The sequence below is a fragment of the Budvicia aquatica DSM 5075 = ATCC 35567 genome, assembly GCF_000427805.1.
Lineage (GTDB): Bacteria > Pseudomonadota > Gammaproteobacteria > Enterobacterales > Enterobacteriaceae > Budvicia > Budvicia aquatica.
In genome coordinates this window covers 325,490-345,808 of the sequence record NZ_ATYS01000001.1, presented here as the reverse complement: position 1 = coordinate 345,808, position 20,319 = coordinate 325,490, and the positions used below count along the sequence as shown (strand labels likewise).

At 44.8% G+C, this 20,319-nt stretch carries 20 protein-coding genes; 7 read left to right on the top strand and 13 right to left on the bottom strand.

What is annotated here, in order from left to right; all coding sequences use genetic code 11:
- Positions 1-94 precede the first annotated feature (94 nt).
- A complete protein-coding gene (locus tag YWE_RS0101570; protein ID WP_036014652.1) occupies positions 95-1,798 on the bottom strand; it encodes a formate--tetrahydrofolate ligase in 1,704 nt (567 codons plus the stop codon).
- Between the two features lie 538 nt (positions 1,799-2,336).
- On the opposite strand from YWE_RS0101570, the gene YWE_RS0101565 reads away from it, so the two are divergent.
- From YWE_RS0101565 to rlmA, 4 genes are all read left to right on the top strand, one after another.
- Complete coding sequence (locus YWE_RS0101565) at positions 2,337-3,263, top strand: Kdo(2)-lipid IV(A) acyltransferase (RefSeq protein ID WP_036014650.1); 927 nt, start codon at positions 2,337-2,339, stop codon at positions 3,261-3,263.
- 291 nt (positions 3,264-3,554) lie between these two features.
- The gene (gene cspE / locus YWE_RS0101560) at positions 3,555-3,764 is read left to right on the top strand and encodes a transcription antiterminator/RNA stability regulator CspE (RefSeq protein ID WP_029092928.1); all 210 of its coding nucleotides are present in this window, start codon (positions 3,555-3,557) and stop codon (positions 3,762-3,764) included.
- Positions 3,765-3,988: 224 nt separating this feature from the next.
- Positions 3,989-4,195 (top strand): cold-shock protein, encoded by a 207-nt coding sequence (locus YWE_RS0101555; RefSeq protein ID WP_029092927.1) that lies wholly within the window; start codon positions 3,989-3,991, stop codon positions 4,193-4,195.
- A gap of 188 nt (positions 4,196-4,383) precedes the next feature.
- Positions 4,384-5,208 carry a 23S rRNA (guanine(745)-N(1))-methyltransferase gene (gene rlmA / locus YWE_RS0101550; protein WP_029092926.1) on the top strand — a complete coding sequence of 275 codons (825 nt, stop codon included), beginning with the start codon at positions 4,384-4,386 and terminating at the stop codon, positions 5,206-5,208.
- A 63-nt stretch (positions 5,209-5,271) separates the two neighbouring features.
- On the opposite strand, the gene YWE_RS0101545 is transcribed toward rlmA, so the two are convergent.
- The 3 genes from YWE_RS0101545 to YWE_RS0101535 form a co-directional block, all read right to left on the bottom strand.
- Positions 5,272-6,531 carry a mechanosensitive ion channel family protein gene (locus tag YWE_RS0101545; RefSeq protein WP_029092925.1) on the bottom strand — a complete coding sequence of 420 codons (1,260 nt, stop codon included), beginning with the start codon at positions 6,529-6,531 and terminating at the stop codon, positions 5,272-5,274.
- Between the two features lie 216 nt (positions 6,532-6,747).
- Positions 6,748-8,115, bottom strand: coding sequence for an L-serine ammonia-lyase (locus YWE_RS0101540; RefSeq protein WP_029092924.1), 1,368 nt, complete (start codon positions 8,113-8,115; stop codon positions 6,748-6,750).
- 379 nt (positions 8,116-8,494) lie between these two features.
- On the bottom strand, positions 8,495-9,079 hold the full coding sequence (locus YWE_RS0101535) for a CoA pyrophosphatase (protein WP_029092923.1): 585 nt from the start codon (positions 9,077-9,079) through the stop codon (positions 8,495-8,497).
- Positions 9,080-9,258: 179 nt separating this feature from the next.
- On the opposite strand from YWE_RS0101535, the gene YWE_RS0101530 reads away from it, so the two are divergent.
- Positions 9,259-9,441 (top strand): YoaH family protein, encoded by a 183-nt coding sequence (locus tag YWE_RS0101530; RefSeq protein ID WP_029092922.1) that lies wholly within the window; start codon positions 9,259-9,261, stop codon positions 9,439-9,441.
- Between the two features lie 27 nt (positions 9,442-9,468).
- On the opposite strand, the gene YWE_RS0101525 is transcribed toward YWE_RS0101530, so the two are convergent.
- Positions 9,469-9,972 (bottom strand): M48 metallopeptidase family protein, encoded by a 504-nt coding sequence (locus YWE_RS0101525; protein ID WP_036014644.1) that lies wholly within the window; start codon positions 9,970-9,972, stop codon positions 9,469-9,471.
- Positions 9,973-10,438: 466 nt separating this feature from the next.
- Between YWE_RS0101525 and cspE (YWE_RS0101520) the strand changes: the two genes are divergently transcribed.
- On the top strand, positions 10,439-10,648 hold the full coding sequence (gene cspE, locus YWE_RS0101520; protein ID WP_029092920.1) for a transcription antiterminator/RNA stability regulator CspE: 210 nt from the start codon (positions 10,439-10,441) through the stop codon (positions 10,646-10,648).
- Between the two features lie 255 nt (positions 10,649-10,903).
- Here the strand turns inward: cspE (YWE_RS0101520) and YWE_RS26295 are convergent, their stop codons facing one another.
- Together YWE_RS26295 and YWE_RS0101510 are read right to left on the bottom strand one after the other, a co-directional pair.
- Positions 10,904-11,155, bottom strand: coding sequence for an Arc family DNA-binding protein (locus YWE_RS26295; protein WP_036014641.1), 252 nt, complete (start codon positions 11,153-11,155; stop codon positions 10,904-10,906).
- Positions 11,156-11,316: 161 nt separating this feature from the next.
- Entirely contained in the window at positions 11,317-13,263 is a 1,947-nt protein-coding gene (locus YWE_RS0101510; protein ID WP_029092919.1) for an exoribonuclease II, read from the bottom strand.
- Positions 13,264-13,588: 325 nt separating this feature from the next.
- Here YWE_RS0101510 and ppnP point away from each other — a divergent pair, with 325 nt between their 5' ends.
- Positions 13,589-13,873, top strand: a complete 285-nt coding sequence (gene ppnP, locus YWE_RS0101505; RefSeq protein WP_029092918.1) for a pyrimidine/purine nucleoside phosphorylase — start codon at positions 13,589-13,591, stop codon at positions 13,871-13,873.
- 96 nt (positions 13,874-13,969) lie between these two features.
- Here ppnP and fabI read toward each other — a convergent pair whose 3' ends face one another.
- From fabI to sapA, 6 genes are all read right to left on the bottom strand, one after another.
- Entirely contained in the window at positions 13,970-14,761 is a 792-nt protein-coding gene (gene fabI, locus YWE_RS0101500) for an enoyl-ACP reductase FabI (RefSeq protein WP_029092917.1), read from the bottom strand.
- Positions 14,762-14,951: 190 nt separating this feature from the next.
- Complete coding sequence (sapF, locus tag YWE_RS0101495) at positions 14,952-15,767, bottom strand: putrescine export ABC transporter ATP-binding protein SapF (RefSeq protein WP_029092916.1); 816 nt, start codon at positions 15,765-15,767, stop codon at positions 14,952-14,954.
- On the bottom strand, positions 15,767-16,762 hold the full coding sequence (gene sapD, locus YWE_RS0101490; RefSeq protein WP_029092915.1) for a putrescine export ABC transporter ATP-binding protein SapD: 996 nt from the start codon (positions 16,760-16,762) through the stop codon (positions 15,767-15,769). Before sapD ends, sapF begins: the two co-directional genes overlap by 1 nt.
- Entirely contained in the window at positions 16,763-17,653 is an 891-nt protein-coding gene (sapC, locus tag YWE_RS0101485) for a putrescine export ABC transporter permease SapC (protein WP_029092914.1), read from the bottom strand.
- Positions 17,640-18,605 carry a putrescine export ABC transporter permease SapB gene (sapB, locus tag YWE_RS0101480; protein ID WP_029092913.1) on the bottom strand — a complete coding sequence of 322 codons (966 nt, stop codon included), beginning with the start codon at positions 18,603-18,605 and terminating at the stop codon, positions 17,640-17,642. The genes sapC and sapB overlap by 14 nt, the downstream gene beginning before the upstream one ends.
- Positions 18,602-20,302: an ABC transporter substrate-binding protein SapA gene (sapA, locus tag YWE_RS0101475; RefSeq protein ID WP_029092912.1), complete on the bottom strand. Its 1,701-nt coding sequence runs from the start codon at positions 20,300-20,302 to the stop codon at positions 18,602-18,604. Before sapA ends, sapB begins: the two co-directional genes overlap by 4 nt.
- Positions 20,303-20,319 lie beyond the last annotated feature (17 nt).

Below are 20,319 nucleotides of genomic sequence, written 5' to 3'. Positions count from 1 at the left end.
TTGGCGGCTGAACCACAACACTACAAGTGTAAGGTTATTGCGTTTTATCGCTGTTTTACCTACATAGAGGTAGTGAAATCACTGAAAAAATCGATTAACTCAGGCCAACGATCTCACCTTGATCATCAATATCAATGTTTCTGTAGGCTGGCAAAGTGCCCAGACCTGGCATTGTCATGATGTTTCCTGCATAAGCGCGAATAAAACCCGCCCCGGCAGAAACCTTAAAAGACGAAATAGTGACGTCAAAATTCTCAGGGACATTTTTCAGCGTCGGATCGGCACTAATCGATAGCGGTGTTTTAGCAATGCATAACGGCAAATGCCCGAACCCAAGCTTTTCCAGCTGCGTTAGCTGAGAAACGGCTTCCGGTGTGAATAGGGTGTTATTGGCACCATAAGTGTTAACGATAGCCTTTATTTTATCAGTCAGTGACATTTCATCAGGATATAACAAAGTTACCTGATGTTGTTTTTGACAGGCCTGCGTCACTACTTTAGCCAATTTAGCGGTACCTTCACCTCCGGCAGCAAAGGCATCGCTAATCTCTACACCGTCTGCGCCACAGGATAGGGCGAAGCTACGCAGATAATCCAGCTCTTCATCTGAATCTGTCGGGAAGCGATTAATCGCAATTACAACCGGTAAACCGTAGCGTTTAGCATTGTTAATATGCCAGCCCAAATTTTTACAGCCGTGAGCAAGTAACTCAACGTTGCTGTTAGCAATTTCGGCCGGTAAAGGCTGACCGGGTTTAATATCAAACTTGCCGCTATTTGCCTTAAGGCTACGCAGGGTTGCCACCAACACTACGCAAGAGGGCGCAATGCCTGACTGGCGATATTTGATGTTGAAGAATTTCTCCATACCCATATCTGAACCAAATCCGGCTTCGGTGACAACATAGTCAGCCTGTTGAAGCGCTATTCGGTCGGCAATAACCGACGAGTTTCCATGAGCTATATTAGCGAAAGGGCCTGCATGAATCAGTACCGGCGTGTTTTCGCTGGTTTGCATTAACGTTGGCTGAATAGCATCTTTCATTAATACCGTCATGGCACCCGCGACTTCTAACTGCTCTGTGGTAATTGGCTTGCCGTGAATATCATGGGCTAAAATAATCTGGCCAATACGCTGGCGCATATCCTTCAGGCTTTCCGATAGGGCCAGTATAGCCATTAATTCAGAAGCCGCCGTGATGTCATAGCCATCTGAACGCTCGACACCATTGACACCACCATTGACACCAACGGTGATATGACGCAGCGCACGATCGTTATGGTCAACTACGCGCTTCCATAAGATCTGGTTTACATCGATATTTAAACGAGGTAGCCCGGTTTGTTCGGTGAATTGCCGATCTAAACGCTGTTCGTGATATAGCCGCGCATCCAGAGCGGCGGCGGCTAAGTTATGGGCTGCCGTAATAGCATGAATATCACCGGTCAGGTGGAGATTGAGTTTCTCCATGGGTAACACTTGCGCTTTACCACCACCGGCTGCTCCGCCTTTTACGCCAAACACCGGCCCGAGGCTTGGTTGACGAATACAGGCAATACACGACTCACCAATAAAGTTTAACGCCTGACTCAGCCCGATAGTCGTTACCGTTTTTCCTTCGCCCAGCGGCGTCGGGGTAATACTGGAAACCAGAATCAATTTACCCTTTGGGGCCTGAGGCTTTATGAGTGATAGGTCGATTTTAGCGATGCTGGGACCGTAAGGAATGAGAAATTCTTGTGCTATGCCGTAACGTTGTGCAACTTCATTAATCGGTTTTAAATGAATAGAGGCCATCTCTTTACACGATCCTATGGATTAATATCAACATACGCGCTGGGCGTGGTGTAAGCAGGGGCAAATTATGTCATAAACTGATATGAAAAAGGGGGGTGACAATCACTTTATTTCGTCTTTATTAAGATAAATCAACCACTCAATATATGGGCCGGGTGTTTTTACTGAGTGTAATATGTCCCGTGCCGGTAATGAAATGGTCAAGAACCGCTGAACACCGTTACCCTACGGTTAATTTTAGCGGCTATCGAGCCGCGATTTTCAGCACTGAGTTGAGGTAAACATGGTGCTGTTGAGTTGTTTAAACAATGGGCCTCATTTGTCGTAAAATGAGCAAAATAAAGCACTTTTTGATTACCTAAATATGAAATATTCAAATTGATAAGAACTTGCTTATTTATTTAATGTCGTAGAATATGCGCGATGTTGCATCAGTTGGCTTGAATAAATTAGCCATTAGTCTATCTATTTCTCCGATTGATCAATGATATATGAAATTTGTTAATGCTGTAATTGCAGCTAGAGAATCACTACGCGAATGTCAAAATTTCAACCACCTAAGTTTAGTTACTCATTCTTTTTGCCTAAATATTGGCTTACATGGTTTGGGTTAGGCTCACTCTATTTATTGGTTCAGTTACCTTATCCGGTGATTTATTTTATCGGAACCAGGCTGGGCCGATTATCAATGCATTTTTTAAAGCGCCGTTTGCACATTGCCCGACGAAATTTAGAGCTTTGCTTTCCTGATATGCCTGAACAGGAGCGAGAAGCGTTGATCGTGAAAAATTTTGAATCCGTCGGGATGGGGTTATTTGAAACCGGAATGGCGTGGTTCTGGTCAGACAAACGGATTAAAAAATGGTGTAAGGTCGACGATCTGGAAATAATGTCGCGCATCAGGGCTGACGGGCGAGGCGTATTACTGGTTGGAATCCATTTTCTCACCTTAGAATTGGGTGGGCGTATTTATGGTATGTATAACCCCGGCGTTGGTGTGTATCGGGCCCACAATAATAAGCTGATGGATTGGGTTCAGGTTTGGGGGCGAAGTCGTTCAAATAAATACTTTATCGATCGCCACGATATGAAAGGGATGATCCGTGAGTTACGTAAAGGTGAAATCCTTTGGTATGCGCCGGATCATGACTACGGCCCGCGTAACAGCGTATTTGCGCCATTCTTTGCCGTTCCAGAGGCGGCAACAACCATCGGCACCAGCATCTTAATGCGTATGGCCGATCCGGTTATTTTCCCCTTTACGCCGAAGCGTAATCTAGACGGTAGCGGGTATACGGTACTGACGACCGAACCACCAACCGGATTTCCGACTGATGATCCTATCAAGGCGGCTATTTTTATGAATAAAGTGGTTGAGGCAGAAATCCTCAAAGCGCCGGAACTTTATATGTGGCTTCACCGTCGCTTTAAAACCCGGCCGAATGGTGAGAGATCTCTTTATTAATCAAATTATAAGCAGTTGAGTGGTACAACGTATTTTGTTTACCCAAAAGAGTGATAAAACACTTGCGTTATATGTCCCATTATGAGTAAATGTGAACCGGCCTGTGCTACAGACCTATTTATGTACGACATTAGAGTAAAGCAGTTCCTTCTTAAAAGCCGTTATCTTTTGATTTCGCTTATTAGACGAACATCTTCTTAGTGCCTCCATAAGTAATGACTCTGAAAATCTGGCCATAATGCCTATACCCTATGATGTATGGCAGGTTAACTAATTTAAAGGTAAGTAAAGATGTCCAAGAAAACTGGCAAAGTTAAATGGTTCAATGAAAGCAAAGGTTTTGGTTTTATTGAGCAAGATGATGGTGGCAAAGACGTATTCGTACATTTCTCTGCTATCGCTAGCGAAGGTTTCAAAACCTTAGCCGAAGGCCAAAAGGTAGAATATACCATCCAAGACAGCCCACGCGGTCCAGCAGCTGCAAACGTTGTTGCTATCTAATTTAGCATTAACGTTTATAGAGACCAGCAAAATGTAATCTTAGATTATATCTTGCCCTCTAGTGACAAGGACCCGCATCGCTGATGCGGGTTTTTTTGTGGTGCTGAAAGACAAACTTGCTATACCTGACAGATAAACAACACTTGGCACATTGCGTGCTGATGTCCTTAAAACTCATAGTAAAAAAAGGATAAATTTAATAATTAAATTACGAGGTAATCAACATGACCCTAAGAATGGGACAAGTAAAATGGTTTGATCAAGGCCAAGGCTTTGGTTGGATTTCACCAATTGATGGCAGCTCCGATGTATTCGTTAATCGCAGTTCCATTGCAACATCAACTAAATCATTGACCGAAGGGCAGAACGTAGAATTTTCTACATTTAAAAGCTCACGTGGTCTATCTGCAACAGACGTAATTGCATTTTAGTTTTTTATATCAACAACCAGTGGAGGAAAGGAAGTAGTTAAGGTTTCTGCATAAAATCACGTGTTATATTCACAACTAACACGCCTCACAATTAATTGCTGCTTTAATGTTATACTTTCCTTCATCAAAACTTCTTAGCTGACTTATCGATACGCTGTCGTATCGAATGCGCTCATCAGGGTTCTCTCATGCAATATCAATGTCCACTTTGTCATCAGTCTTTACAACTGGACAATCAGACATGGCGGTGCGCTAACAATCATCAGTTTGATCGGGCAAAAGAAGGTTATGTAAATCTGATGCCGGTTCAGCACAAAAAATCTAAAAATCCCGGCGATAACCAAATGATGATGCAAGCCCGGCGTCAATTTCTCGATGCCGGTTACTACCAGCCGCTGCGTGACGCCATTGCTGTCTTATTCGATAAACAGTTGTCTGAACATCAAACTGGCCTGTCAGTGTTGGATATTGGCTGTGGTGAGGGCTATTACACCGGATTTCTGGCCGAGTCATTATATGCCAGACATAAGCTCAGTGTTTATGGGTTAGATATTGCCAAAGGGGCGGTTCGTTCGGCGGCAAAACGTTACCCGGCAGCCCACTTTTGTGTGGCTTCCAGCTACCGATTGCCATTTGATGACCAATCTATTCACGCCGTATTGCGCATCTACGCCCCCTGTGAGGCTTCAGAACTTAAACGAGTCATTAGTGCTGATGGGATTATTATTACCGTCACACCGGCTCCGGCGCATTTATTTCAGTTAAAAGAGCTTATCTACCAAACGCCTCAGCTTCATGCAGAAATTGCTGAAAATATTGATGGATTTTCACTGATTGAAGAGCAGCGACTGAGCTATCCGATGGTTTTATCCGGCCAACAGGCGGTAAATTTGTTACAGATGACCCCCTTTGCCTGGAAGGCTAACGAAAAGCTGATCGCTGAATTATCTGAGGTAGAAGCATTTCATTGTAATACCGACTTTTTTATTCGGATATACAAGAAAATACACTAATGCCTTGTTATACAGAAACGCCGGGATATTCCCGGCGTTTTGCTGTCAGTAATTTACAGAGTATTAGTGGACTTGTTCACTGATGCTATTGACCATTGCTCTCATATCACTGCCGGTCGGAGTTTGATGTAACCGTAGTCCGAAGAGCGGAATTATTGAGAAGATATGATCGAAAATATCTGACTGAATACCTTCATACTCAACCCAGACCACGGTATTGGTAAATGCGTAGATCTCTAACGGGATGCCATCAGAACCAGATTCCATTTGTCTGACCATCATCGTCATCTTCTTATGAATGCCCGGATGAACCTTTAAATATTCACAAATATAAGCCCGTAATGTGCCTAAATTAGTTAAACGCCGCCCATTGAGTAATACGGATAAATCAACGTGATGCTGTCGGTTATACTTGTCGAGCTCTTCAACTTTACTGTCAATATAGGGTTTTAATAACTGGCTGCTGTGCAGTTGCCGTTGCTGCTGTTCAGAGAGAAAATTTACGCTGGTAGCATCAATCTTAATACTGCGCTTAATACGCCGGCCTCCCGACTCTGACATTGAACGCCAGTTTTTAAATGAATCAGAAATTAACGCATAAGTAGGAATGGTGGTGACCGTATTGTCCCAGTTTCTGACTTTTACCGTGGTGAGCCCGATATCTAAAACTGCACCATCAGCGCCATATTTAGGCATTTCTAACCAGTCGCCAATCATAAGCATATTATTGGCTGAAAGTTGAATACCGGCAACAAGCCCGAGAATGGGATCTTTAAATACCAGCATAAGTACGGCAGTCATTGCGCCTAATCCACTCAGGAGCAACGTCGGTGATTTACCTATCAGGATTGAAATAATCAGAATGCCAATAAATACAGAGGCAATAAGCTTAATGCTTTGGAAAATGCCCCGCAGCGGTAAATGGCTGGCGACATTCGTTAACTGAGACAGGCTTAATAGCGTATCTAAGAAAGAGAATAGGGAAAGCAGACCATAGACCAGAATCCAGACATTGGCACCGGTAAGAATAATGTCTAACACTTCGGGTTCAAAAGGTAGCCAAAGTGATGAAATGATATAGACAAGCACCCCTTGGAAGGTAAAAGATAAGCGATCAAACAGGCTATGTTCAATTAAAATCCGGCGCCAAATTTTATGCTTGGCCGGATCGCCTTTTTTTAGATTGCCAAGAATAATGTGATGAAGAAATAGATGAATAAATACTGAAAGCAGAATAATTGCTACCAGAATGATGGATAAGATAATCAATGGGGTGGCATCAATACCTAATTGGCGTAGCAGTTGCTGTAAATATTCCCGCATCGGCGTTTTCTCCAGATAAATAACTAAAATCAGCCGGTGAATTCGAACTGTTTGGCTGAAGCAAGGTAGTTAACCTAATGATTTATTTCAGAGTGTCAATGTGAAATTGGAATTAAATGTTAAGAACAGGGCATTGTTCTTCTTAATGAAGGGATAATTTGATAAAACAGACGATAATAAACTCCCTTGCCAAGGGGCAAGGGAGTTTGGTAACCATCAATCGCAGTGAATGAACTTAATGGCTAATCCACCGCGGGATGTTTCCCGGTATTTAGAGTTCATATCTTTACCGGTTTCAAACATGGTCTCAATGACTTTATCTAGCGATACACGAGGCTCGCTAGTGCGGCGAAGTGCCATACGTGAGGAGTTAATCGCTTTTACAGAAGCAATGGCGTTACGTTCAATACAGGGAACCTGAACCTGTCCGGCCACCGGATCGCAAGTCAGGCCGAGATTATGTTCCATACCGATTTCTGCCGCGTCACACACCTGCTGGGGGCTGCCGCCAAGCAGTTCAGTTAAACCGGCTGCGGCCATTGAACAGGCAACGCCGACTTCGCCCTGACAACCCACTTCAGCACCTGAAATAGACGCGTTCATTTTATATAACGTTCCGATCACGCCGGAGGTCATAAAGTAACGGATATAAGATTCAGGGCTGACCGGCTGAATAAAGTGGTCGTAATAGGCCAGCACCGCAGGAATGATGCCGCAGGCTCCGTTGGTTGGAGCCGTTACTACACGACCACCGGCCGCATTTTCTTCATTGACCGCCAACGCAAACATGTTAACCCAATCGATAATATTCATCGGGTCGTTGGATAGCTTATCGGAAGACACCAACATGCGGCGAAGTGGCGCGGCGCGGCGCGGGACTTGTAGCGGGCCGGGTAAGATCCCTTCGGTATTCATACCTCGATCGATACAGTCACGCATAGTTTGCCAGACGGCCGCAAAATAGCTTTCGATCTCTTTTTTGCTGTGCATCGCCAGTTCGTTCTGCATCACCAGACCGGATAAAGAAAGGCCGTTATTTTTACAATGTTCCAACAAATCAGCAGCGGATTTATAAGGGAAAGGCACGGTAATTTCGTTAACGGATTCTTTACCAAAATTCTCTTCATCAACGATGAAACCACCGCCGATCGAGTAGTAGGTTTTGGTATAGACAATGTTATCGCCGGCAAATGCGGTAATCTTCATACCATTTTCATGTAGCGGAAGATTGTCGTTATGGAAGACCATACCACTGTCATGAGGAAAATCGACCTCATGGGTACCGTTTGCCAAAGGCAGACGCTGTTTCTCTTCAACGCTACGAATAAATCCGGGGATTGAGTCAATATCAACGGTTGCAGGCAGATTGCCGGCCAGACCCATAATGATCGCGATATCGGTGTGGTGGCCTTTGCCCGTTAAAGACAGAGAACCATACACGTCTACGGCAACCCGTGTTACAGATGGCAGTAACTCTTTATGACTGAGATCATCGACAAACTCTTTACCCGCTTTCATTGGGCCGACGGTATGTGAACTTGATGGGCCTATGCCAATCTTGAACATGTCGAAAACGCTAATCACATAAAACTCCTCAGTATGCTTGAACTTGCTTCATTTATTGACGGTAGCGCCGTTTTGTTGTGCACAACCGTCAAAAATAGGGTTCATAAATTGAAGTCATCCGCTATACGCTATAACCGTCCATAGAGAACTGACTTAATATTGCTTGCTAAGATGATTTACTCTTGAATAAAAGTTCATTTCTTAATCAGTCAATTGAACCATCCTAATTCCATTGACTGAAACTTCATCTTGCAACATAAGCTAATTATAGTCTTTTTCTATCTCATTCAGCTAACAATATAGTGTATTAGCGCGGTTATAATGCGAATAAAGATCGCTTTCTTGATACTCAAGGGGCGGGCAGCGTGAAAAGTGTGAAGATTATCACCCTAAGGGCTTAGGGTTTGTCCGGATATAGCATGCCGTTAACCTGAGTGGTTAACCGGTATAAAATAGACGCGGTTAAGCCCCAGATCAGATGACCGGCATAGAACATAAAATAAATACGACGCGGATACCCATGACGAATCATTTCCATACTATGGTAGTTTTTACTATTCAGGGCATAGCTTAATGGTATTTCAAACAGCGTATCGACCTCATCCAGATTTGCCTGAAATGTTAACTCGCAGGGTAATAAGCCAATCACAGGCGTTACCTGAAAGCCGCTAATGCTGTCCAGCGCAGGTAATTGACCAATAATAGAGACCGCAGCAGGGTTTATATTTACCTCTTCCTTGGCTTCTCTTAGCGCAGTTTCTGCCAGAGAGCTATCGACAATATCAGCGGCACCGCCCGGAAAGGCTATCTGCCCGGGATGCTTTCGTAAGTGCGATGAACGGCGGGTTAACAGCAGGGTTGGTTCTTGATGGCAAATAATAGGAATTAAAACCGCGGCTTTGCGGCTTTGCTTTAATACCGGAGCGCAGGGTGGCAACTGTAGCTGAAAACGTTGGATAAACTGATTGATTGAATCGCTCATGGTAAACCGTTAAAAGAAGTTGTAGTCAGTGAACCGTCGATAAAGTGTCACCGATGAGTTAATACACCAGCATGGCTATTAGGTTATACTATGAAAGAGAAATAAAGGATCTATTATTAGCGTTAAGTCGCACAGGACGCGCTAGATTGTTGCAACCCTATTGTTAACAGCAGGTTTATATGACTATCGGCACACCAGCACTTCGCCACGAAGAACAGCAAGAAGCTGTAGAACGCATCCATAAACTGATGTCTGAAGGGATGAGCAGCGGGGAAGCTATTGCTCTAGTGGCACAAGAAATTCGGGCTAATCATACCGGAGAACGTGTTGTCGTGAAGTTTGATGACGACAATGAAGAATAGCCGGCTATTGTTCTAATCATACGATTATCAATAAAGGGAACCAAATTTATCCAGATAGGTAAGATACAATCGGGTATCAAATTCTAGCTGATGATAGTTTGGTTCCATATGGCAACATAGATTGTAGAATGTCTTATTGTGATTTTTCTCTTTTAAATGTGCCAACTCATGTACAACAATCATGCGTAATAATGGTTCAGCCGACAGTTTGAATACGTTTGCTATTCTAATTTCTGCTTTGGCCTTTAATTTGCCACCCTGAATTCTTGAGATGGCGGTATGCATTCCTAATGCATGTTTTATGACATGAATCTTATTATCGTAGCAGACTTTACTGACCTGCTGAGCATTCTTCATATATTCGTTTTTTAATTCACTGGTGAATTGATATAACATTTTGTCGGTTGTATAACCGTGAGGTGTTGGATAGCGAGATAATAATATTGATCCTAGCTTTTGTTGCTTGATGAGCTCTGAGACCTGTTGGCGTAGGTTTTCCGGATAACCGGTAAGATAGTTTAGTGAGTCCACGGTGATAACTTAACCTGAAAGAGAATTACTTATAATGAAGCCTTAGGTTATTTTACCATCTAATAAGAAGTATTGCATTTCCCATCAGTTTGATAAGGATAATTAATGGAATTGTCGTCTCATTTAGGGGTGGTAATAATATAAAACGGTGAAGAATTAGAATATTTATTCTGCTAAACCGTTTCTATTAAAAATAAAAAATTTAAATATGTGCACCCGATCTAACTTTTTATTTCCTTAAAGAAAACACCTTGCCATAACTTATCGAATATGCGGTAATGATTTTGGCCTGTTAAACACAGCTACTTTAAGTCAGTCATTTTGAATAACATAGTTCCACGGTTAGGCGTTTTCGTTTGATAACATCTTCTCGGATCTTTTCTTAGTGCCTACATAAGTAATAACTGAAGTACAACCGGCCTTTCGTGCCTTATGGCAGGTTAAACATCCAATAGGAATTCTTGTAATGTCTAAGAAAACTGGTCACGTTAAGTGGTTCAACGAAAGTAAAGGTTTTGGTTTCATCACTCCAACCGACGGCAGCAAAGATGTATTCGTACATTTCTCTGCAATCGCAAGTAATGGTTTCAAAACTTTGGCTGAAGGCCAACATGTTGAATTCTCAATTCAAGATAGCCCACGTGGCCCATCTGCAGCGGAAGTTGTTGCTCTGTAATTGATAACAAATTACATGTAACTTATTTTTGTTGTCAAAAACCCGCCTTAGCGGGTTTTTTTTACGCTTGAATATCGATAAATCCATACTCAGCAGGTAATAAAAGGGCACTAAGGCTGACTTATTCGACGCCCGGCCTCTATTTTTTCGTTTGCCACTTTCTTGGTGACTTTAATTACTTGTTCTTTGGTTGCGGTAATAACACTAAAAATGAGCCAATTAGCTGTTTTATCAATCTGTAAACCTAAGGTCTGATTATTTATTTTCTTTCTTTGTTAATTCTTTTACCGCTTTTTTGAGCACTTTCTTTATTCTTGTCACGTCTTTAACCGGGAGTTCGATGCTGTCTGATTGTATCGGCTTAGCCGTCAGCGGAGGCAGGTTAAAGCTCTCTTCCAGACGCTTGATAATTTCTGCATTCATTGAGTGATCATTTTTTTCTGCCTGAGCTTTCAGTTTGGCTTTAATCTCAGCAGGGATTCTTACGCTTAGAGAAGTAATAGTCATAGATAAATTTCCTGTATGCCAATATCAATAATGAAACCCAATTGTTGTTATAACCTCTTTAGCCACTGGGATAAAGAATAATAAATTGTGTGCAGAGGTAATATAGGCGTGAAAAGTGCGTTCAGAACCTGACGGAAACAGAACGCACTATTGATTATAGACTAAGAAAGAGACGGGGCCGGGCGGGCAATAATACTGCGAGTTTCCATACGAACCTCGGCAATAGTGACATCGAGAACGTCACCCTGGCGATAAGCCACTTCACCATTAATTAAAATGCTGCCGGTATCTGCGCTGCAGACTAACTCATCACGAACGGGGTGAATAAATGGCGCAGGAATAAAAGCAATTGCGCCGTTATCCAGCAGCTTAATACGCATTCCGCCACGAGAGACATCCATAATTTCAGCGTGATAGCGAGTATCGGTCCCGGCGTTATGTTCTAAAAAGCGAGCATATAGCCAATCACCGACATCACGTTCAGCCATGCGGTTAAAACGACGGCGATCGGCCAGCGGCTGTAGAATGGCATCGTCAGGGGCTGATGATGGCTGGCCGTGAATCAGGGCTTTTAACAGCCGATGGTTAACCATATCACCGTACTTACGGATAGGTGATGTCCAGGTCGCATAAGCTTTCAAACCCAAACCAAAATGAGGTGCCGGCTTAGCGCTGACTTCTGCATAGGTCTGATGTTTGCGAACTCGGCTGTCTAAATAAGAGGTTGGCTGTGCATCAAGGAAGCGGCGCAGTTCACAAAAGCCTTCCAGCGTCAGAAGTTTTTCGGCATCGAATTCAGCATGGTTACTTTGCAATACGGCAATAGCTTGTTCAACCAGCGTCGGGTCAAAACCGGCATGAACGTTAAATATTCCATAACCTAAGCGTTCAGTTAACACCGTAGCTGCACAAATATTAGCGGTAATCATCGATTCTTCTACAATTCGATTGGCTATCCGGCGATGCTCGGTCACGATATCCAGAACTTCGCCTTTCTCACCTAAAACAAAACGATAATCCGGGCGGTCTTTAAACACCAGCGCGTGTTGGGTTCGCCATTCAATCCGACGCAGCGCAACCTGATGCAATAGCTTAATCTGTTGGGCGATAGCCTCATTTTCCGGCTGCCAGCTTTGGCTATTGCCTTCCAGCCAATCAGAGAGTTTTTCATAGTCCAGCTTGGCTTTAGACATGACCCAAGCGCTAAAAAATTCAATGTCTGCAGCTAATGAACCATCTGGCGCGATAATTACCTGACAAACCAGTGCAGGACGGCGCTCATTAGGACGTAAAGAGCAGAGGTTATCTGACAGTTCACGTGGCAACATTGGAATGTTAAAGCCCGGCAAGTAATTGGTAAATGCGCGCTTTAACGCGATTTGGTCAAGCTCACTATCGGCAGTGACGTAGGCGGTAGGATCGGCGATAGCAATAGTCAGTTTCAGCCCATCATTGTCCTGTTGTTCAACATACAGGGCATCATCCATATCTTCGGTAGATTCACTATCAATAGTGACAAAGTTTAGCGAAGTCAGATCCAGACGGGTTATTCCCTCATCTTGAATCTCAGTCGGTACCCATTCAGGGGCTTCTCGCTCCAGTTGGTGACGTGACAACGTCACCCACCAGGGGGCTAAATGGTCATCGCCATAAGTGATAAATTGGGTGATTTTTGCATGAAATCCTTTATCACCGTTGAGCGGATGGCCGTTCATTTCGGCCACCACCCAGTCACCCTGAGCAAATTGATGAGTTAGTGATGCATCAGGTTTGCAGGGATAGGCGTCTTTAAGTAAAGGATGGTCGGGCGTAATAAATAAACGTTCGCCTTTCTTCTGTATTCGCCCGATAAAGCGGGTAAGAAAGGGCTCAATCAGCGTTTCAGGCTCAACTAATTCGCGATCTTTCTCGGTGTGAACGCTGGCGGTAATTTTGTCACCGTGCATCACTTTTTTCATGCCCGGAGGCGGAATAAAGTAACTTTTTTGACTATCGACCTCTAAGAAACCAAAGCCTTTTTCAGTTCCTTTAACTACGCCCTCAACTCGGGGAGTTGTAGCATGGAGTTGCTGTTTTAGCTGAGCGAGCAGCGGATTGTCTTGAAACATAAATTCCGGAGAGTCATGAATGAGTGAGTGGTTTTGTGAGGGAATGTTTTACACAAAACCGCCTGCGGGGGCAAGCCTGTCGTGCATTTTGGTATAAGAAATATCGCAGTAGTGGTTAACAAAAATACAATAGAGACAGAATATTAAGCTCTGGCTCACATACTGACGTTTTATGCGTGACATTAATCGGCTGATATTCCTAATATATCCCCTAAATAATTCGAGTTGCATCGCGCTGGCAAGAGAGCGCAGCCAACAAAGATGCAGCTTGAAGTATGACGGGTAGACTAATTCTGTTTTTATCACTCATATCAGGTGCCAAACTATGCTCAATGTAAATGAATACTTTGCAGGAAAAGTAAAATCGATTGGTTTTGAAAACGGAAGTATTGGCCGTTCAAGCGTGGGTGTGATGGAGGCGGGAGAGTACAACTTTAGTACTGCACAACCGGAAGAAATGAAGGTCATCAGTGGGGCACTGAAAGTATTATTACCAGGCTCAACCGAGTGGACGGTGTTTGGTGTTGGGGAGACGTTCCAGATACCGGGAAAAAGTGAGTTTAGCGTACAGGTTTGTGAGTGCACGGCTTATTTGTGCCGCTATTTATAATCTAAAGTATCACTGCTCGAAATAACATGAGTTAAAAATTTAGGCTTACGCAGATTAACTGTCGTAAGCCTAATGTCATTCAGACTTAATCCAAACTTAGTCTTTCAGTTCTAGCTCGTTCATTGCCGCGATGCTGAATCCGCCATCAACGTGTACGATTTCACCGCTGATACCTGCAGAAAGATCTGAACACAGGAAGGCTGCTGAGTTACCAACATCTTCGATAGTCACGGTACGGCGAATAGGGGTAACGGCTTCGCAGTGAGCAAGCATCTTTTTAAAGTCTTTGATGCCGGAAGCCGCGAGCGTACGGATTGGGCCAGCAGAGATTGCATTCACACGGACGCCTTCAGGGCCCATCGCATTCGCCATATAACGAACGTTAGCTTCTAAAGAGGCTTTTGCCAGACCCATAACGTTATAGTTAGGGATAGCACGCTCTGCACCTAAATAAGATAGGGTTAACAGCGCTGAGTTAGGGTTTAACATGCTACGGCAAGCTTTTGCCATCGCAACAAAGCTATAAGAGCTGATGTCATGAGCAATGTTAAAGCCTTCACGGGTAACGGCATTCACATAGTCGCCATCTAACTGGTCGCCCGGGGCAAAACCAATTGAATGAACAAATCCGTCAAACTTAGGCCATACTTTTGCTAACTCAGTAAACAGGTCTGTAATGCTTGCGTCTTCGGCAACATCACAAGGAAGTACGATTGTTGAACCTAATTCTGCAGCGAAACCTTCTACGCGAGATTTCAGTCTTTCATTCTGATACGTTAAAGCCAGCTCGGCTCCTTCGCGTTTCATCGCCTGAGCGATGCCGAAGGCAATAGAACGATTGCTGGCTACGCCAGTAACCAGAATACGCTTACCGGTTAGAAAACCCATAGCTATAATCCTTGTAGTAAATAGAGCGACCGTCGGAATAATTCCGGAATAGCCGCTGTTAAAAAAACGGAGCGATTCTATCATGCATCAGCAAAATATGGTGAACCTTGTCGTGCTGCTCCGATCAGTGAGTATCCGTAAGTGATAAACAGCACATTCACTTACGTTTTATTGGCCTGATAGTGCGCCATTAAATATCGGTAATATCTTTTCGCCAGTGATCGGCAGTAAGTGCCTCGGTAAAGTGGCTGGCAATCATTCTACGGGTAATATCATGTAGCGGAGAGGCTATCACCTCAGCGGTATTACCACGCTCAACCACTTCGCCATTATGCATAACTAACATTTGATCGCTGATGTGCTTAATCATCCCTAAATGCTGGCTTACATAGATGTAAGAGATGCCGTGTTTTTCTTGTAATTCCATCATTAAGTTCACCAGCTGTGAACGCATGGACATATCCAGCGAGGCTAAGGCCTCATCAGCAACAATTATTTTCGGCTGCAATATTAATGCTCGCGCCAGCGCTACCCGCTGCTTCTGGCCTGAAGCCAGCATCTGAGGATAATAATAGGCATGGTCGGGCAATAATCCAACCTGACGTAGCGTCAGATTTATCTGTTTTTCCCTTTCAGACGCTTCCAAATCGGTATTGAGCTTTAATGGAATATCCAACAGTTGCCCGATACGTTGACGAGGGTTAAACGAAGTATTCGGATCCTGAAATATCATCCGAATATGCTGACTACGATATCCGTAATCGCCGAACTCCAGCTTATGGTCATCAATGGTGATATCGCCGGAGGTTGGCTTAATCATACCGGAGATCATTTTCGCCAGCGTAGACTTACCTGAGCCATTTTCACCAATAATGGCTAACGTCTGGCGTTCACGCAGCATAAAGCTAACCGGTTTTACCGCTTCTAACTCATGAGGGCGAAACAACCCCGTCCGGTAGCGGAAGGTTTTAGATAAGTTACGCACTTCAAGCAGGGTTGTGCCCATCAGGATGGATCCTCCATATTAAGAGGAAAGTGGCAGGCAAACTTATGGCCTTTAATGTCCCGCAGGCGCGGCGTTTCAATACATTTCTTTTGCGCATAGGGGCAGCGCGGGCCTAAACGACAGCCAATAGGTAAATGTTCTAAAGAGGGAATAACACCTGACAGCGTATTCAGCCTGCTTTTGTGTGGCAGCGTCAGTCCGAAGTCGGGCATGGCACGGATCAGCGCCTGTGTATAGGGGTGGTTGGGAGCATTAAGCAAGTCATCACATTCGGCGCTTTCTACCGTCTGCCCGCAATACATCACATTAATTCGGTTAGCCCAACGGCTCATCATCTGAAGGTCATGACTGATCAGCAAGATAGTGGTGTTATTATTTTGATTCATTCTGGCCAACAGGCGAAATATCTGGGCCTGAGTGGTAGGTTCCATCGCATTAGTAGGTTCATCAGCAATTAATAAACGGGGTTGATTGGCCAGCGCAATGGCGATCATGACTTTTTGACATTCCCCTTCGGTAATCTCGTAGGGGTAACTGCCCATAATGTCTTTATGATCTTTAATACCGACCCGGTGTAGCAGCTCAATGGCTCGGTGTTTACGCCAATTAAAACGTTGCCACCATCGGCCTTTATAGGTCCATGCCGGAATAGCCTGAACGATCTGACGACCTATCTTTTCTGACGGATCCAGACAAGACTGCGGCTCCTGAAATATCATCGAAACGTTATGACCAACCAATTTACGCCGCTGGCGGGGAGTCAGCTTTAGCACATCAATGTCATTGAAGCGAAAACGGTCAGCGGTAATCCGCCAGTTATCTTTGCTGATGCCACAAATGGCTTTCGCAATCAGACTTTTACCTGAGCCCGATTCACCAACCAGCCCGCGAATTTCACCTTCATTTAATGTCAAACTGACCCGGTCAACGGCTTTCACCGGCCCGTCAGAGGTCATAAATTCAATGGTCAGATTACGAATATCGAGTAGCGGCATTTATTCATCACCTGTAGATATGGCCCGGTAAAGCCCGTCGCCAAGAAGGTTAACCACCAAAACGCTAATCAGAATGGCGCCGCCCGGCAGCATAACGCTCCAAGGTGCAACATAAACCAACTCGAGCGAGTCTCCCATCATTGCTCCCCATTCCGGCGAGGGTAGCTGAGCGCCAAGATTGAGGAAGCCAAGCGCAGCAATATCCATAATAGCCATCGATAATGAGCGGGTAAATTCACTGACCAGAACAGGGGCAATATTGGGCAATAAACCGCCCCACAGAATATATCCGGTTGTTGCTCCATCCAGACGGGCGGCAATGACGTACTCTTTCTCAAGTTCATCGTGGACTGTCCGATAGATGGTATGAACCATTCGCGGTAACAGAGCCAACCAAACGGCTAACATGGCGTGTTCTAAGCGCGGCCCCATAAACGCCACTACAATAATCGCTATCAGTAATGACGGGATTGCCAGCAGCGTATCCAGTATATGGTTAAGTATGGCTGAGCGTAATCCGCGAGTCACTCCGGCAATTACACCAAGAATGGTGCCACACAGCGCGGCAGCCAGCGTGACTAATAACGCTGCACCAAACGTAGGAGCGGCACCATTGAGTACCCGGCTTAGAATATCGCGGCCTAAGTCATCGGTACCAAGAAAGAATGAAACATCACCATGGCGTGACCAGGATGGTGGTAAGAGCTGATAGCCCATAAACTGTTGATCGAGCTGATAGGGCGCAATGGTACTACCAAGAAAGGCCAGAGCGATCAGTGCCAGAAAGCCATAAAGCCCGACCATGGCCAAGATATCTCTATGGATACGCAGCCAGATATAGCTTAATGCGCTGGGCATTTTCTTCTCGCGGTATACGTTATCGGAAAGCATACCATTCCTTATTTTTTAATGGATTAGTCATCGCGCTGAAGATATCAACCACCAGATTAACCACAATAGCCAGACTACCCATAACCATAATACCGGCTGAAATAACGGCAAAATCCTGCTGACGAATGGCGACGATTAACCAACGCCCTAATCCGGGCCAGTTAAAGACTGATTCGGTAATCATGGCTAGCGCCAGCATGGTTGAGAATTGCAGGCTAAGTTTAGGCAGCATTACCGGTAAGGCATTATGTAATATATGGCGGCGAATGATCGTTATGCGCGACAGACCTCGGGTTGCCGCCGCTTTAATATAGTTTTGCCCGATAATTTGAATCACACTTTGGCGCATTAAACGAATTACTTCGGTCATTGGCGCAACGGCTAGAGTAATTACCGGTAATATCAGGTGAAGCAATACGCTGGTAATGATCTCATCCCGATAGGGGGATTCAGAGAGCCATGCGTCTACCAGCGCAAATCCGGTTACCGGATTAATCTGATAAAGTAAGTCATATCGTCCTGAAACCGGCAATAAACCTAGGTTCAGAGAAAAGAACATCATCAATAATAGTGCCAGCCAGAAGATAGGAATTGAAAAACCAAACAGGGCCACGGAAGTAATAAGATGATCTGGCCACTTATGTTTATTTACCCCGGCAATGAGTCCCAAAGGCACACCTAAGCCTAAGGCGATGATAAATGCAAAGATGCACAACTCAATGGTGGCCGGAAATACGATTCTTAACTGCGAACCAATAGACTGACCGTTAATAACCGAGGTACCGAATTCGCCCTCTAGCAGGCTTCTTAAGTAAAAAGAGTAAGCATCAAACAGATGAGCGCCGCCTAGCGGTGCATTGGGCGTGTAATAAGAAACGCTAAAGCTGACCAGCGTTAAAATTCCGAGCGTTGCCAGCGCCAGCAACAAACGACGCAGAAGATAGATAATCATTTAGGCTCTGCCTCTGGATTTTCACGATAAACGCCGGCGAAAGAGACGTTGCCCAACGGACTCAGGACAAGACCTTTAATATCATGGCGGTATGCCTGAATACGTAAGGATGAAGCCAAAGGCAGCACCGGAAGCTCCCGTTCAAGGATCTTTTGTGCCTGTTGATAGGTTTCCATTCGGGCTGACAGGTCTTGAGACATCACACCTTGAGAGAGCAACCGATCAAATTCATCATTACACCAGCGGGCATAGTTAGTTTGGGAGTTAATTGCCGCACAGCTGAGTAACGGACGCAGGAAACTATCCGGATCGTTACTGTCAGTTGTCCAGCCGGCCAAGGTCAAGTCATGGTCCTCATCACTGAGCCTGGCCTCCTGAAAACGCCCTTCAACGGGAACAATAGTGACTTTAATACCAATTCTTGCCAGATCGGCCTGTATGAGCTCTGCCATTTTGAGCGGGCTTGGATTATAGGCCTGCGATGCAGTGGGCACCCAAAGATGTAAGCGTAAGTCTTTAATACCGGCTTCTTGTAACAGCAGGCGGGCCTTATCGATATTATATTCCGTAATCTGGGAGTCATTATCATAGGCCCAGGAGGTTCTCGGCAATATCGAGGCAGCGGTCTCCGCGGTACCATAGTAGATCGATTGCATCAATCGAGGATTGTTGATCGATAGGGCGATTGCCTGACGCACACGAAGATCGTTAAGCGGTGGCTTTCCGGTATTAAACGCAAGATAGGCTACGTTCATACCGGTACGCAGAGAAATTCTTAACCGAGGATCGTCACGCAAGATCGAAAGCTGGCTGGCGGCCGGATAAGCCAGTACATCACACTCACCGGTTAACAGTTTGGATAAACGACCGGTACCACCCGCACCTAAATCGATAACCACCTGCTGCATTTTCGGCACGCCACGCCAGTAAAGCTGGTGGCGATTTAAGCGCAGAAATTGTCCGGGGCGATATTCATTTAATAGGAAAGGGCCGGTCCCTACTGGTTGACGGTCGATAAGTTCCTGCATACCTATTTGAGTGAGGTTTTTTGCATATTCAGCGGATAACACAGGCGCATAATGGGTGGCTAAGTGCCATAAGAATGATGCATCCGGCTTAGTCAGTTGAATTTCTACCGTATAGTTATCCAACTTTTTAATGCTTTTGACCGTATCTGAAAATTGCATACTGTCAAAGTAAGGATAGTGGCCACCGTTAACCTCATGGTACGGAGCTTCCTGATTAAAGATTCGGCTAAAGCTAAAAACAACATCGTCAGCATTCATGGTACGGGTAGGCGTGAACCATTCGGTTGTTTGGAAAGGCACGTTTTTGCGCAGATGAAAGCGGTAGGTTGATCCATCATTAAGAATTTCCCAGCGCTCGGCTAATTCAGGAATTAAGCGATAGGTATAAGGATCTACATCTAACAGGCGGTCATAAAGCTGAGCGGCAATAGTATCGACCAATACGCCGCCGCTGGCTATTTGCGGGTTAAAACTGTCAATAACCCCGTTAACACAATAGACAAAACCATTATGTCGAATATTAGGTAACGGTGATTTTATTGGCGCGGCAGGTGACGATGCCTCCGGCGGAGACATTGTCGGAGATGCATTGTTCTCCGGAGAGGGTGATGCCCATGCCGAAGTCATCAATCCGGCACACACTAACGCCCATATTTTTAAGCCACGCATCATATAAAGGGTTCTTA

What these genes read in the sequence shown, in the direction of transcription:
- YWE_RS0101570 (WP_036014652.1), bottom strand. Translation starts at nt 1,798, where the DNA reads ATGGCCTCTATTCATTTAAAACCGATTAATGAAGTTGCACAACGTTAC.
- YWE_RS0101565 (WP_036014650.1), top strand. Translation starts at nt 2,337, where the DNA reads ATGTCAAAATTTCAACCACCTAAGTTTAGTTACTCATTCTTTTTGCCT.
- cspE (WP_029092928.1), top strand. Translation starts at nt 3,555, where the DNA reads ATGTCCAAGAAAACTGGCAAAGTTAAATGGTTCAATGAAAGCAAAGGT.
- YWE_RS0101555 (WP_029092927.1), top strand. Translation starts at nt 3,989, where the DNA reads ATGACCCTAAGAATGGGACAAGTAAAATGGTTTGATCAAGGCCAAGGC.
- rlmA (WP_029092926.1), top strand. Translation starts at nt 4,384, where the DNA reads ATGCAATATCAATGTCCACTTTGTCATCAGTCTTTACAACTGGACAAT.
- YWE_RS0101545 (WP_029092925.1), bottom strand. Translation starts at nt 6,531, where the DNA reads ATGCGGGAATATTTACAGCAACTGCTACGCCAATTAGGTATTGATGCC.
- YWE_RS0101535 (WP_029092923.1), bottom strand. Translation starts at nt 9,079, where the DNA reads ATGAGCGATTCAATCAATCAGTTTATCCAACGTTTTCAGCTACAGTTG.
- YWE_RS0101530 (WP_029092922.1), top strand. Translation starts at nt 9,259, where the DNA reads ATGACTATCGGCACACCAGCACTTCGCCACGAAGAACAGCAAGAAGCT.
- cspE (WP_029092920.1), top strand. Translation starts at nt 10,439, where the DNA reads ATGTCTAAGAAAACTGGTCACGTTAAGTGGTTCAACGAAAGTAAAGGT.
- YWE_RS26295 (WP_036014641.1), bottom strand. Translation starts at nt 11,155, where the DNA reads ATGACTATTACTTCTCTAAGCGTAAGAATCCCTGCTGAGATTAAAGCC.
- YWE_RS0101510 (WP_029092919.1), bottom strand. Translation starts at nt 13,263, where the DNA reads ATGTTTCAAGACAATCCGCTGCTCGCTCAGCTAAAACAGCAACTCCAT.
- ppnP (WP_029092918.1), top strand. Translation starts at nt 13,589, where the DNA reads ATGCTCAATGTAAATGAATACTTTGCAGGAAAAGTAAAATCGATTGGT.
- fabI (WP_029092917.1), bottom strand. Translation starts at nt 14,761, where the DNA reads ATGGGTTTTCTAACCGGTAAGCGTATTCTGGTTACTGGCGTAGCCAGC.
- sapF (WP_029092916.1), bottom strand. Translation starts at nt 15,767, where the DNA reads ATGGGCACAACCCTGCTTGAAGTGCGTAACTTATCTAAAACCTTCCGC.
- sapD (WP_029092915.1), bottom strand. Translation starts at nt 16,762, where the DNA reads ATGCCGCTACTCGATATTCGTAATCTGACCATTGAATTTATGACCTCT.
- sapC (WP_029092914.1), bottom strand. Translation starts at nt 17,653, where the DNA reads ATGCTTTCCGATAACGTATACCGCGAGAAGAAAATGCCCAGCGCATTA.
- sapB (WP_029092913.1), bottom strand. Translation starts at nt 18,605, where the DNA reads ATGATTATCTATCTTCTGCGTCGTTTGTTGCTGGCGCTGGCAACGCTC.
- sapA (WP_029092912.1), bottom strand. Translation starts at nt 20,302, where the DNA reads ATGCGTGGCTTAAAAATATGGGCGTTAGTGTGTGCCGGATTGATGACT.